Source organism: Sphingomonas sp. GC_Shp_3 (assembly GCF_026540945.1).
GTDB lineage: Bacteria > Pseudomonadota > Alphaproteobacteria > Sphingomonadales > Sphingomonadaceae > Sphingomonas.
The window spans coordinates 994,346-1,006,670 of sequence record NZ_JALNUT010000001.1; the positions used below are offsets into that span (position 1 = coordinate 994,346).

A 12,325-nucleotide genomic window follows, 5' to 3' on the forward strand; every position below is an offset into this window, starting at 1 on the left:
GTTTGCGGCCATGCTCTTGCCGCCGCCATGCGTATCACGCAACCGCCCTTTTCAGCCGGTCCACCAGCCGGTTCCGCGCGTCACGCGGATCGGTGCGCGTGTCGGCGAGAATATCGCGGTCGAGGAAGTGGCCGGTGATGCGCAGGGCGGCAAGGATGTCGCCCCATTCCGCATCGCCGCCGCTCAGCAGCGCGGAAGGCAGCGGGAACAGCCTGTCTTCATAACCGAACGCTGCACCCCGGCTTACCGCGCCACCGCTTTTCGGGCTGACGAACGCGAGCTCTTCGCTCGCCCCGCTCGCCACACATACGCCAAGATCGAGCCCGAAGCCGAGTTCGGCGAGCATCAGCAATTCGTACCGTGCCAGCGCCAACGCCCAGCCGCGCGCCGCCGGCGCCGCCGCGATCGCACCGATCACTCCGCTGAGCGCGGCGTGTAGCCGGGGATAGGGTTGTGCTTCCGGCAACGCGGTCGCGGTAAGCGCCGTCACCCATTCCAGCGCAGCCGCCGGCAGCGGCTCGGCATGCGAAGCGGCGTGACTCTCGATCAACTCCACCGATAGCTGCGCGAGTTGATCGGGGGCACGGGCGCGCCATTCACCGAGGACGAGGTTGCCGGGTTGCAGGATCGGCCTCAGCCGCCGCGAGCGGCCACCCCGGACGTAGCCGGGCTGAAGGCCGTGGTCGGCAGTCAGCGCACGCACCACCGCGCCATGCTCGCCATGTTGGCGAACGGCGAGGACGATGGCTTCGGCGCGGAACTGCATCGCACCGTTCTATATACAGAAGGCCGCTGCGCGAAAACGCGCTGCGGCCCTCGTGCATCATCGAACCTAGATTAGCTGCCGCAGAGGCACTCGACCTTGGGCTTGGGGTGCCATTTCGGCTTCGGGTGCCACTTCCGCACCGGTCGCCACGCCTTGCGTGCGACATACCGGGTCTTGGTCGTCTCGACATATTCGGTCGTGGTCGTCGTCACCGACGGTGCGGTCTGCACCGTGACGGTGGTGGTGGTCGAACCGGGATAATAATATCCGTTGGCGTAATAGCCGCCCGACGAATAGGTCGTCACGCCGCTGCCAGCCGATACGGGCGGTGGTCCGCCGTAAGCCGGACCACCAACAGGCGCAGGGTAAGACGCACCGGCGCCGTAGCTGCTTTCGCTCTGGTAACTCTCGTCGTAGCCGCCGTCATAGGCGTTGTCGTAACGGTCCCAATCGACGCCGCCGACATAATCCCGCACCCGGCCCGAGCCATCGACGAGTACCGCATCGTCGTAATAGCGGCTCCAATTGTAGCCATAGGGCGGCGGCGCGAGACCATAGAGTCCGTAGTCGCTGATGAAGAAATCAGGCGTGAACCAGTAGCCGGGCAGACGCCAGCCACGCGACGGGCGACGATAGGCGTTCCAACCGCCCGGAGCGTTCCACCCGCCCGACCAGCGACCACCGGAGCGCGCGCCCCAGCGCGAACCGCCGCCGGCATGAAGGCCACCGTTCCACCCGCCTGAGCGACCGCCGTTGTAGCCGCCACCACCGTTCCAGCCGCCGGGCCGGCCAGCACCGTTCCAGCCGACCTGTCCACCGCCATGCGGCTGGCCGCCCCAATGCTGTTGCCCGCCGCCGATGCCGTTCCAGCCCGGCTGCCCGCCATTACCGTTCCAGTGCGGACGCGCACCGCCACCGTGGCTGTTCCAGCCACCCTGCCCGCCGCCGTTCCAATGCCCTTGCTGCGGACCAGGAGCCTGCATGGTCGGGCGCGGCGCGCCGCCGCCCATCGCCGGCATCTGTCCCGCCATCGGGCGGCTCGGCATACCCTGCGCGCCGCCGGCGCGTTGCGCATCGGCGGGCATCGCGACAGCGGCGCCGATCAGGGCCAACGCGGTGATGGTATGGTTTCGCATGCTCAAGATAGACACTCCCGTTCAGGACGCCGCAAACCCCCGCGCACCGTCGATTTGATTAACGTACCAGTTACCTAATCGGTGCCTTTTCCACCAGCAGCACGCTTGGTTAAGGATTGTGCCGAAAAGGGATTGGCGATCAGCCGGCGAGACGCGGCGCGATCAGCCTGACGAGCGCCTCGCACCCTGCCGCGTCACCGGCGTCAAAGCGGGACGGCAGCGGGCTGTCGAGGTCGAGCACACCGATCAGCCGACCCTGATCCAAGATCGGAACCACCAGTTCGGAGCGGCTCGCCGCATCGCAGGCGATATGCCCAGGGAACGCATGCACATCGGCAACCCGTTGCGTTTCCAACGTTTGTGCCGCCGCGCCGCAGACGCCCTTGCCGATAGGAATACGGATGCACGCCACCTTGCCCTGAAACGGCCCGAGCACCAGTTCACCCCCGACCAGCCGGTAGAACCCGGCCCAGTTGAGATCGGGCAGATATTCCCACAGCAACGCCGCCATGTTCGCCATGTTGGCGATCGGGTCGGTTTCGTCGATGGTCAGCGCATCGAGCGCAGCGGAAAGGTCGCGATACAGTTCGGTCTTCGACGTAGCGTCGATATCAAAGGCATACATGGCGGGAAGCTCCGAGTCGTTGGCGCGCTATGTCGGGTCGGGTGCGCTCGGCATCAATATGGCGGCGCCTGCCGTGCGCGTTGCGCCCGCGCCGCCTCGGTCCACCAGGCGAGATCGTCGGCGAAGCGGGGGAACGCCCGCGCCACCGCCGCGCCACTTTCCCCGGTCGGCTCGCCTGCGGCATCGAACGCGCCGCCGATCCCACCGACCGCGAGCGTGCTGGAAACGACCACCATCCCCATCTCCGAGAGGATGCCGTGCCACGCGGTGCCTGCCCGCACGCCGGCCGAGCGCCCGGCGGAATAGCTGGCGATCGCGGCGGGCCGCCAGAACCACTCCTCCAAAAAATGGTCGGTCAGGTTCTTGAGGCCGGGCTGAACGCTCCAATTATACTCACCCGTCACGAACACGAAGGCGTCCGCCGCGCGGATCTTGCCGGCCAGCGCCTCCAGCTTCTCCGGCGCGGTGCCCGGCGGATACTCTTTGTACATGCGGTCGAGGATTGGCAGGTCGACTGCCCTGGCGTCGATCAGTTCGGCATCCGCCCCGCGTGCGGCGAACGCCTGCACGAGATACCGCGCGAGCTTGATGCCCTGACGGTCGGCGCGATACGATCCGTAGAAGATCAGGACACGGTCGCTCATGACTGCGCCGGGATCGGGGAATTCGGCATCGACACCCTTTCTGGAGTTGGGACGGTTCGGTACCACGTCGCGATATCGAAGGGAGGCGGACATGACCAGTTGCCAGCACAGCATGACCATCAACGACGTGACGCCCAGCGCGAAAGGGTTCGAGGAGTGCCTGAAGACCGGCGACGTATGGCTGCACCTGCGGCTGTGTCGCGCCTGCGGGCATATCGGCTGCTGCGATCAATCGCCCAACCGCCACGCGACCGCGCATTACCACGCTTCGCACCACCCGATCATCGAAGGTTATGACCCGCCCGAGGGCTGGGGCTGGTGCTATGTCGACGCGGTGGAGATCGACCTGCCCGACCAGACCCCACAGCGCGGCCCGATCCTGCGCTTTTACTGAACGGCGCGACGCGACCGGGAGCGGTTGCGAACCCGGTGCGTTCGCAACCGTGGAGGCCGGCCGAGCCGGCGAAACGTAGTGTCAGGAACCGAACAATCATGAGCGACCCCAAACTTTTCGAGCCCGTCACCGTTGGCGGCCTTTCCCTCGCCAATCGCATCATCATCGCACCGATGTGCCAATATTCCGCGGTCGGCGGCTGCATGACCGATTGGCACCTCATCCATCTCGGCCAACTGGCGCTATCCGGCGCGGCGCTGTTGACGATCGAAGCGGCTGCCGTCGTGCCGGAGGGGCGCATCACCTACGCCGATGTCGGGCTGTGGGATGATGCCACCGAAGCGGCGATGGCGCGCACGCTGGAGAGCGTACGCCGCCACTCCGACATGCCGGTCGCGATCCAGCTCTCTCACGCCGGTCGTAAGGCGTCGACCGATCTGCCGTGGGCTGGCGGCAAGCAGATCGCCCCCAGCGCCGAGAATGGCTGGCAGACCTTCGCACCTTCGCCAGCGGCGTTCGCCGCCAGTGACACTCCACCGCAGGCACTTGGCCTCGACGATCTCAAACGGCTGCGCGATGCCTTCGCGGCAGCCGCCAAGCGTGCGGCGCGGATCGGCATCGACGCGGTGCAATTGCACGGCGCGCACGGATATCTGCTCCATCAGTTCCTCTCGCCGCTGTCGAACCGGCGCGAGGACGATTATGGCGGCTCGCTGGAAAACCGCATGCGCCTTCCACTCGAAGTATTCGACGCGGTGCGAGAGGCGTTCCCAGCCGACAAGCCGGTGACGATGCGCGTCTCCGGCACCGACTGGGTCCCGGACGGCTGGGACATCGAGCAGACCGTCGCCTTCGCGCAGGCGCTGCAGGCGCGTGGCTGCGCCGCCATCCACGTATCGAGCGGCGGGCTCGATCCGCGCCAGGCGATCCCGGCCGGCCCGAGCTATCAGGTGCCGCTCGCCCGGTCGGTGAAACAGGCGACCGGTCTGCCCGTGGTGGCGGTCGGCCTTATCACCGAACCCGAGCAGGCCGAAGCCATCGTGGCGACCGGCGACGCCGATATGATCGCGCTTGCACGCACCATTCTTTACGATCCGCGCTGGCCGTGGCACGCCGCCGCCGCGCTTGGCGCGACGGTGACTGCGCCGAACCAGTATTTGCGATCGCAGCCCCGGCAATACCGCGATCTGCTCAAGGGGCGCGGTTGATCCGCGCTGCCTATGGGACGACGCCGAGCTTCGCGTAGTCCTGCTCGACCGTCGGGGACAGCAGGTGCGCGGCGGTCAGATCAGCGGCACTGCCTTTCACGTCACCCATGCGCTTGTGGACGACGCCGCGCATGAACAGGCTGGCGGCAAGATCGGGGTCGAGGTCTAGCGCCGCGTTCAGGTCGGTAAGCGCGTTATCGAGTTGATTGAGCCGGAAGTAGATCAATGCCCGACTGTCGAGCGCAGCTGTGGCGGAATCGCCCAATTCGATCGCGCGCGTGCAATCCTTCAATGCGGTGTCGAGTGCGGTGTTGAGGATCCCCTTAACCCAGCACCGCGTGTTGAGCAGGTTCGGGTTGCCGGGGCTCGCGGTCACCGCGCTGTCGATCGTGGTGATCGCCTCGTCCTTCTTTCCGCCACGCGCCAGCACCTCGGCCTTCGCGGCGAGGTAGTCGTTCTTCTGCTTGCCGCCCGCTCCGATCCGCTCGTCCAGCATCGCCAGCGCGGCATCCAGTTCGCCGCGGTCTGCGTTGAGCCTCGCCATCTGATCGGCCGCGCCTGATCCCGGATCCAGTTTCAGCGCCTCGCCAAGGTCGGCAACGGCCTTCGCCCGGTCACCAAGCGCCGCCTCGATCCGCGCACGAGAGATAAAGCTGTCGGCGGACGGATCGAGCGCGATCGCCTTGGTCAGATCGTCGATCGCCTCCTTGCGGGCATAGATCTTCTCGTGGAACCAGGCGAGATCGGTGAGCGCCTCCGCCTTGTCCGGCCGCGCCGCGACATCGGCCGCGTACAAAGCGAGTAAAGCGTCGAACCGACGTGCGCGCTTATCTGCGTCGATGACCTGCCACGATGCCGGATAGTCCTTGGGCGCCGCGACCCTCAACACACGCGACTTGGCCTGGGTCAGTCGCGCCCGCGCGGCGGCGATGTCCGATACGGCGATTTCGGAGCGGGTGCCGCGAACCCGGTCTTCAACCGTCAGCGTATCGCCCGCCAGTCGCGTCGTTCGATCGATGCGTACCCCCGCCAGCGTGTTGGATATCGCCTGATCGCCGTCGAGCGTGAAGCCCGCACCCGCTTCGGGAAGCGTGATGGTGGTACGGAGCAGGAGGTTGCCATCACTCCCCGCCAGCACCGGGATGGTCCGCCAAGCCGCGCGCGCACGGTCGGGCTCGAAGGTGATCCCGGTGACGCTCTTGTCGAGCGTTGCACGATATCGTTCCTCCTCCCGGTTCCAGTCGGGATAGGCGATCCCAGTCGCCGCCAAAGTGAACTCACCGGTCGCTTCGTCATAGTTTAGCGTGCGAGTTACCACCTTGCCGCTGCCGTAGAAGCCGCTGAGTTGCTGCGTCGCGAACGTATCGAGATCGTCCTTGCTGGCCTGCTGGCTTGCCGCGCGGATCATCTGCGCGATCGGCCCGCGATACACCGCGCTCATCTTGAACGATGCCGGCATGCCGACCCCGGCCCGCTCATCGAGAGCCAGATCGACTCGAACATCCGGCCGCGCGGGCGGGCGATAGGCGATGTTGAGCAACGCGGCACCTTCTGAGCGTACCGGCAGCACCCAGCCGAATGGCGGCGTATCATGGATATCCGTCAGCCTCGCGCCGCTGCTGGTACCGTCCAGCCACAGCGATTCGCCGGCGATCGTCGCATGGACGATGACGTGATCGAACGCGCCCGGCAGCGGCAGATGATCCGGCACCATATCCCCCAACTGGCTGTTCGCCAGGACCGGCTCCGCCGTGATGTCGAGTGCACGTAGCAGCGCGATCAGCAGCAGCGTCTTGGCCTTGCAGTCACCGTAGCGTGCCGACCAGGTCTGCGCCGGCGTCTGCGGAACATAGTTGCCGCCCTCCATGCCGCGAAACAGGTAGCGTACCTTGCCCTGCACCAGCTCCAGCGCGAGTTCTGCGCGCTTGATCGGGTCAGTTTCGGTCGCCTTGATCTTCGCGACCTCGGCCGCGAGCGGACTGCCCGCGGCGATCATCCCATCGGTGCGGTACAATGGCGCCATCGTTTTCGAAACGTCCTGCCAGTCGGCAAAGTTGGTCGCTTCGATCAGGCGCGGCGCGCGGTACCGCAGCGGCGCATCAGCGGGCATGTCGGGCTGCTTGGCAAGCGGCATCTCGATCTCGACCTGATGCCACCCGCCCGCGTCGCTCACCTGCGGGACGGCACCGACGGCGGTGGTCTTCCACGTCATCTTGTCGCCCTGCGGCCACAACATCCGCACCCGCGCGAACTGGATGCGGAAGGGATCGACAAGCACTCCGTTCATTGCCTGCACATGCCCGCCGAGCGCGCCATCCTTCTGCGTGATCGAAATGGCGACGTGCAGCACGTCGCCGACGCGCAACCCCTCGACCGGCATCGTCGCCGTCAGCATGCCGCTCAGCATCCGCTGCTCAAGCCCCTCTTCGCGCCGCAGCACCGAGAACGGGTCACGTCCGGCGATCAGGTCGATATGCTCTTTGCCGCGGATGATCTCGACCTTGTGGATGATCAGATCGCCCTTGTCGGGTTGCCACGGCAGCTTAATCGTGCCGATCGCGTCAAGCACCTGCGGCGAGGCGGCGCGCGTCGCGGTCTCGACATAGCCCCACACCTGACCATCTTTAAGCCGCTGTTGCGTGTCCATCGACAGCACCACCGGATCACTGTCCTTTAGCGCGGTCGCGTCAATCGGCGGCGCCGGCTTCACCCAGTCCGGTACTGGCGCATAGACCGGCTTGTCGCTCGCCTGCGCCGCCCCGCCGGCGGACGCCAGCAGGACGAAGATCAACCGCCGCATCATGATATTACCCCCAGTTACCCCGCATGTATCGTAGCGTGGCGCGGTTTACCGGCAAGCAAGATCCCGTGCAGAAACCATCATTTCGTGTGGAAGAAATCGTACAGCGATTGCGCCATCGCCTTCGACACGCCGGGTGCCTTCTGGAGATCCTCCAGACTTGCACCACGCACCGCCCGCGCGGTGCCGAAATGCATCAGCAACGCCTTCTTACGCGCCGGCCCGATGCCCGGCACCTCATCGAGCGGGCTGGTCACGATCGCCTTGCTGCGCTTCGCCCGGTGCGCGCCGATCACGAAGCGGTGGACCTCGTCACGCAACCGTTGGAGGTAAAACAGCACCGGCGCATTGACCGGCAACTGAAACTCGCGCCCATCGAGCATGTGGAACACCTCGCGCCCGTCGCGACCGTGGTGCGGCCCCTTGGCGATCCCGACCAGGCACACGTCCTCGATCCCCAAATCCTCCAGCACCTCGCGCGCGGCGTTGAGCTGTCCCTTACCGCCGTCGATCAGGACGAGATCGGGCCAGTCGCCACCATCGCGATCGGGGTCCTCGTTCTGGGCGCGCGCGAATCGGCGTTGGAAGACCTCGCGCATCATCGCGAAATCGTCGTTGGTCGCGGCCTGCTTGATATTGAACTTTCGATACTGGCCCTTGCGGAAGCCCTCCGGCCCCGCCACCACCATCGCCCCTAGCGCAGCGGTGCCCTGGATATGGCTGTTGTCGTAGACCTCGATCCGGTCGGGCGGCTCCCCCAGCCCGAACAGATCGGCCACTTCGCGCAGCAGCTTGGCCTGCGTCGTACTCTCCGCGAGACGCCGATCGAGCGCTTCCTCGGCGTTGCGTTTCGCCTGATCGAGCAACCGCCGCCGCGTGCCCCGCTGCGGCACGGAAAGGTCGACCTTTCGACCGGCCTGCGCAGCCATCACTTCGGCCAGCAACTCGGCCTCGGGCAACTCGCGATCGACGAACACCGTCTTGGCGGGCGGCACCTCCTCGTAGAACTGCGTCAGGAAGCTGGTCAGCACCTCATCCTCGGGCACGTCGGCGGTGTGTGCGGGGAAGAAACTGCGATGGCCCCAGTTCTGGCCCCCACGGATGAAGAACGCCTGGATGCCGATCACGCCCTGCTTGCACGCCATCGCGAAGATGTCGGCATCGCCTACCCCTTCCGCGTTGATCGCCTGGCTGCCCTGGATGAAGGTCAGCGCACGCAACCGGTCACGCAGGATCGTCGCCAGCTCGAAGTCCATCGCCTCGGCCGCGACCTGCATCTGCGCACCCAGCTTCGCCTGGACCTCGGTCGATTTGCCGCCGAGGAACGCCTTGGCATCCGCGACCAGCTCCAGATACGCATCCTGCTCAATCCGCCCGACGCATGGCGCCGAGCAACGCTTGATCTGATAGAGCAGGCACGGTCGATCGCGGGTCTTGAAGAAGGTGTCGGTGCACGACCGCAGCAGGAACAGTTTCTGCAACGCATTCAGGGTGGTGTTGACCGACCCCGCACTGGCGAACGGGCCGTAGTAATCGCCCTTGATCTTTCGCGCGCCGCGATGTTTCTGGACACGCGGATACTCATGATCCGCGCGTAACAGGATGAAAGGGAACGATTTATCGTCGCGCAGCAGCACGTTGTACGGAGGGCGATACCGTTTGATAAGCTGCGCCTCGAGCAGCAGCGCCTCGGCCTCGTTGTTGGTCGTGACGATCGTCATGGAGCGTGTTTGCGCGACCATGCGCTGCAACCGCTTCGACAGGCGTTCGATCTGCGTGTAATTGGTGACGCGGTTCTTGAGGGCCTTGGCCTTGCCGACGTACAGCACGTCGCCCCGCGCATCTTGCATGCGGTACACGCCGGGGCGAACCGGAAGCGTTCTCAACACGTTGCGGATCGCCGCTACGCCGGTTTCTAGGTCCGGCACGTCGGTGCCGCGCACGGCGTAAGTGGATTTGTCTTCGTTGAAACGATCGGGGGCATTTGGCACGGACATGATGCCGCTGATCTAGGCGCGATGCCTGTCCGACACCAGCGTCCTGACGCTCAAACCATGCCGAAACGCGAGGCTACGCGATGGCTAATGCGTTTTACCGGACCGGCAAAACGCAAGTTGGTGCTGGCTAACCGCGGGGTACAATATGCTCGAAGCATGAAGGCGCGGGACTACCCGCGCCTGCACGATCAGTTCAGCCGGCCAAGCCCGGCGATGGTGCGGTTGACCAATGCCTTGTCGGCGTCGGCGCCGTGCCGCTCGGCGAGGATGGTCGCTGCGGCACGCGTGGCCGCATCGGCGGCAATCGCACGGACTTCGGCGATTGCGCCACGTTCGGCGGCAGCGATCTTATCTTCAGCCATCTGCTGACGGCGCTGCACCAGTTCTGCGGCATCCGTCTCCGCCCTGGCGAGCAGCGCCTTAGCCTCGGCGTGCGCGTGCGCGACGATCGCGGCGGCATCGCCCTCGCTCGCCGCGTTGCGGGCATTTGCCTGCGCCAGTGCGGCTTCCGCCTCGGCACGGAGTTTGGCGGCTTCGTCAAGCTGCACCTTGATGGTGGCGATGCGCGCGTCGAGCATGTTCGCGATCGCCTTCGGCACCTTGGCGGCGATGATGATCGCCACGACCACCAGCATCGACAAGGCGACGAACATCGGTGGCGTGACGCCGAAGAAGTTCAGTTCATGATGAAGTTCCACGGTGCCGGTTCGCGTCGCCATGATGGGATGCCCTTCAGCCATGCGCCAATTCCGTCTTCACCTGATGTTCGATGCGGGCACGATCAACCGACACGCCCGACAGTTTGGCGAGGATCGACTCCACCGCGTCCACCGTCGTGGTTTCGATCTCCGCGACCGCAGTCTGCTTCGACGCGGCGACCGCCTGGGTCGCCTGCGCCAGCCGCTCCGCCGCGGCTGCGTCACCCGCCTTCAGCGTGGTCTCGGCATGCGCGGTGGCAGTCGTCTTGGCCTCGGCCACCGCCTTGGCGGCTTGCGACCGGGCCGTATCGAGACCCGCCTGATAGCGTTCCTCGTCGGCGCGCGCGGTGTCCCGCGCGGCCGCCGCCGCGGCGAGGTCCCCCGAGACACGGGCGTTACGATCGTCGATCGTCCGCTCGATCTTGGGGACCATCGCCTTGCCGATCCCGAAGTAGATCAGCGCGAATACGATCGCGAGCCAGAAAAGCTGCGAGGCGTAGATCTCGGTGATCTGGGATAGCTGCGGCATGGCGGTCTCTCTTCGCTTACTTGACGACGAAGAGGATGAGGATCGCGACGACGAACGCGATCAGGCCGAGAAGCTCCGAAGCAGCGAAACCGATGAACAGGCGGCCCTGCTGGCCGTCTGCGGCACCCGGGTTGCGCAGCGCGCCTTCGAGGAACGAGCCGAACACGTTGCCCACACCGAGCGCTGCAAGGCCGACGCCGATCGCTGCGAGGCCGGCACCGATGTACATTGCGCCAAGATCAGTCATGATAAACTCCCTGAGAAATACGTAAGGTCAATGGATCAGACTTAGTGCAGATGCACCGCGTCGTGAAGGTAAAGCGAGGTCAGCAGCGCGAACACATAGGCCTGAATTGCGCAGACCAGCAGTTCGAGCGCACTGACGCCGACGATCATGATAAAGCTGAGGATCGCCACCACCGGGCCGAGCGCACCGCCTGCATTGAGGCCCTGCACCACGAAGCTGCCGAACACCTCCAGCAGGATGTGCCCTGCCGTCATCGCGACGAACAGTCGCAGGCCGAGGCTGAATGGGCGCACCATGAACGAGACAAACTCGACCGGGATGATGATCGGCATCAGCCACGCGGGTGCACCGTGCGGTACGAACAGCGAGAAGAACTTGAGGCCATGTTTGGCAAAACCGACCACCAGCACGATCGCGAACGAGAAGAAGGCGAGGATCGCCGTCACCGTGATATGGCTGGTTACCGCAAAGGTGTGCAGACCGGGCACGATCGCGAGCGGCAGCACGCCGACCAAGTTCGACAGCAGAATGAAGAAGAACAGCGAGAAGATGTAAGGCGCAAACTTCTTGCCGCCCTTGCCGATGCTGGTGTCGACCATATTGTCGATGAAGCCGACCATCATCTCGACCATCACCTGCCAGCGGCCAGGAATGAGCTGACGCTTCAGCCCGCCGCTCACCAGCACCGCCAGCAGCGCGCCGACGACGACCATGAACAGCGCCGAGTTGGTGAACGAGATGTCGAAGGCGCCCAGATGGATCGGCCGCGTCAAAGGCGCGACGTGGAACTGCTCCATCGGGTCGATTCTGCCGGCGCTCATTCGGCGCGCTCCTTCGAAATGCGGTAGATGTTGCGGAAAGCGACGATGATGCTGAGCGTGATGAGGATCAGCAGCGCCCAAGGCGACGTACCGAGCCAGTGATCGATCGCGTAGCCGAGAATGCCACCGCCGAGCGGCGCACCGATCAACTCCATCAGCACGCGCGAGCCCTGGGCGTAGCCTTTGGGCTGCGGCGTCACCGGTTTCGCCGCACGCGCCTCGTCAGCCGCCTTCGCTTGCGCGATACGGTGATCAAGATCGTCGTCGTGACGAAGTTCGGCCAACACCCAAGCACCCCGATAAGAAAACGCCGCCGCGCGGCGCGCGACGACGAAAACATGGAGCGTCGCCCCCGTTGCCGGTGCGTTTAGAAAAGGGGTGCGGGCAAGTCAACCGCAACGGAGAACAGTGCAATTCGGCGATTTGCCGACGCTATCGCGATCCGTGTCGGCCGGGCCGG

General features: G+C 65.4%; 13 protein-coding genes. 2 read left to right on the forward strand and 11 right to left on the reverse strand.

The window, feature by feature from the left end; all coding sequences use genetic code 11:
* Nucleotides 1-34: 34 nt before the first annotated feature.
* From recO to OXR00_RS04935, 4 genes are all read right to left on the reverse strand, one after another.
* Complete coding sequence (recO, locus tag OXR00_RS04920) at nt 35-766, reverse strand: DNA repair protein RecO (RefSeq protein ID WP_267386927.1); 732 nt, start codon at nt 764-766, stop codon at nt 35-37.
* Between the two features lie 71 nt (nt 767-837).
* Nucleotides 838-1,902: an RcnB family protein gene (locus tag OXR00_RS04925; protein ID WP_267386928.1), complete on the reverse strand. Its 1,065-nt coding sequence runs from the start codon at nt 1,900-1,902 to the stop codon at nt 838-840.
* A gap of 139 nt (nt 1,903-2,041) precedes the next feature.
* Complete coding sequence (locus OXR00_RS04930; protein WP_267386929.1) at nt 2,042-2,527, reverse strand: GAF domain-containing protein; 486 nt, start codon at nt 2,525-2,527, stop codon at nt 2,042-2,044.
* Between the two features lie 53 nt (nt 2,528-2,580).
* A complete protein-coding gene (locus OXR00_RS04935) occupies nt 2,581-3,171 on the reverse strand; it encodes an NAD(P)H-dependent oxidoreductase (protein ID WP_267386930.1) in 591 nt (196 codons plus the stop codon).
* A 91-nt stretch (nt 3,172-3,262) separates the two neighbouring features.
* On the opposite strand from OXR00_RS04935, the gene OXR00_RS04940 reads away from it, so the two are divergent.
* Together OXR00_RS04940 and OXR00_RS04945 are read left to right on the forward strand one after the other, a co-directional pair.
* Nucleotides 3,263-3,565, forward strand: coding sequence for a UBP-type zinc finger domain-containing protein (locus OXR00_RS04940; protein ID WP_267386931.1), 303 nt, complete (start codon nt 3,263-3,265; stop codon nt 3,563-3,565).
* A 98-nt stretch (nt 3,566-3,663) separates the two neighbouring features.
* Nucleotides 3,664-4,773: an NADH:flavin oxidoreductase/NADH oxidase gene (locus OXR00_RS04945; protein ID WP_267386933.1), complete on the forward strand. Its 1,110-nt coding sequence runs from the start codon at nt 3,664-3,666 to the stop codon at nt 4,771-4,773.
* A gap of 10 nt (nt 4,774-4,783) precedes the next feature.
* On the opposite strand, the gene OXR00_RS04950 is transcribed toward OXR00_RS04945, so the two are convergent.
* The 7 genes from OXR00_RS04950 to OXR00_RS04980 all read right to left on the reverse strand — a co-directional run bounded on the left by OXR00_RS04950 (nt 4,784) and on the right by OXR00_RS04980 (nt 12,149).
* Nucleotides 4,784-7,576, reverse strand: coding sequence for a DUF3857 domain-containing protein (locus tag OXR00_RS04950; RefSeq protein WP_267386934.1), 2,793 nt, complete (start codon nt 7,574-7,576; stop codon nt 4,784-4,786).
* A gap of 77 nt (nt 7,577-7,653) precedes the next feature.
* The gene (uvrC, locus tag OXR00_RS04955) at nt 7,654-9,570 is read right to left on the reverse strand and encodes an excinuclease ABC subunit UvrC (RefSeq protein WP_267386935.1); all 1,917 of its coding nucleotides are present in this window, start codon (nt 9,568-9,570) and stop codon (nt 7,654-7,656) included.
* A gap of 188 nt (nt 9,571-9,758) precedes the next feature.
* Nucleotides 9,759-10,310: a hypothetical protein gene (locus OXR00_RS04960; protein ID WP_267386936.1), complete on the reverse strand. Its 552-nt coding sequence runs from the start codon at nt 10,308-10,310 to the stop codon at nt 9,759-9,761.
* Nucleotides 10,303-10,797, reverse strand: a complete 495-nt coding sequence (locus OXR00_RS04965) for an ATPase (protein WP_242146782.1) — start codon at nt 10,795-10,797, stop codon at nt 10,303-10,305. Before OXR00_RS04965 ends, OXR00_RS04960 begins: the two co-directional genes overlap by 8 nt.
* 16 nt (nt 10,798-10,813) lie before the next feature.
* Nucleotides 10,814-11,026 (reverse strand): F0F1 ATP synthase subunit C, encoded by a 213-nt coding sequence (locus tag OXR00_RS04970; RefSeq protein WP_010164404.1) that lies wholly within the window; start codon nt 11,024-11,026, stop codon nt 10,814-10,816.
* Between the two features lie 59 nt (nt 11,027-11,085).
* Nucleotides 11,086-11,865, reverse strand: a complete 780-nt coding sequence (locus tag OXR00_RS04975) for a F0F1 ATP synthase subunit A (protein ID WP_242146783.1) — start codon at nt 11,863-11,865, stop codon at nt 11,086-11,088.
* A complete protein-coding gene (locus OXR00_RS04980; RefSeq protein ID WP_267386939.1) occupies nt 11,862-12,149 on the reverse strand; it encodes an AtpZ/AtpI family protein in 288 nt (95 codons plus the stop codon). Before OXR00_RS04980 ends, OXR00_RS04975 begins: the two co-directional genes overlap by 4 nt.
* Nucleotides 12,150-12,325 lie beyond the last annotated feature (176 nt).

Excerpts from the sequence above, each read along its gene's own strand:
- recO (WP_267386927.1), bottom strand. The coding sequence starts at position 766 with ATGCAGTTCCGCGCCGAAGCCATCGTCCTCGCCGTTCGCCAACATGGC.
- OXR00_RS04925 (WP_267386928.1), bottom strand. The coding sequence starts at position 1,902 with ATGCGAAACCATACCATCACCGCGTTGGCCCTGATCGGCGCCGCTGTC.
- OXR00_RS04930 (WP_267386929.1), bottom strand. The coding sequence starts at position 2,527 with ATGTATGCCTTTGATATCGACGCTACGTCGAAGACCGAACTGTATCGC.
- OXR00_RS04935 (WP_267386930.1), bottom strand. The coding sequence starts at position 3,171 with ATGAGCGACCGTGTCCTGATCTTCTACGGATCGTATCGCGCCGACCGT.
- OXR00_RS04940 (WP_267386931.1), top strand. The coding sequence starts at position 3,263 with ATGACCAGTTGCCAGCACAGCATGACCATCAACGACGTGACGCCCAGC.
- OXR00_RS04945 (WP_267386933.1), top strand. The coding sequence starts at position 3,664 with ATGAGCGACCCCAAACTTTTCGAGCCCGTCACCGTTGGCGGCCTTTCC.
- OXR00_RS04950 (WP_267386934.1), bottom strand. The coding sequence starts at position 7,576 with ATGATGCGGCGGTTGATCTTCGTCCTGCTGGCGTCCGCCGGCGGGGCG.
- uvrC (WP_267386935.1), bottom strand. The coding sequence starts at position 9,570 with ATGTCCGTGCCAAATGCCCCCGATCGTTTCAACGAAGACAAATCCACT.
- OXR00_RS04960 (WP_267386936.1), bottom strand. The coding sequence starts at position 10,310 with ATGGCTGAAGGGCATCCCATCATGGCGACGCGAACCGGCACCGTGGAA.
- OXR00_RS04965 (WP_242146782.1), bottom strand. The coding sequence starts at position 10,797 with ATGCCGCAGCTATCCCAGATCACCGAGATCTACGCCTCGCAGCTTTTC.
- OXR00_RS04970 (WP_010164404.1), bottom strand. The coding sequence starts at position 11,026 with ATGTACATCGGTGCCGGCCTCGCAGCGATCGGCGTCGGCCTTGCAGCG.
- OXR00_RS04975 (WP_242146783.1), bottom strand. The coding sequence starts at position 11,865 with ATGAGCGCCGGCAGAATCGACCCGATGGAGCAGTTCCACGTCGCGCCT.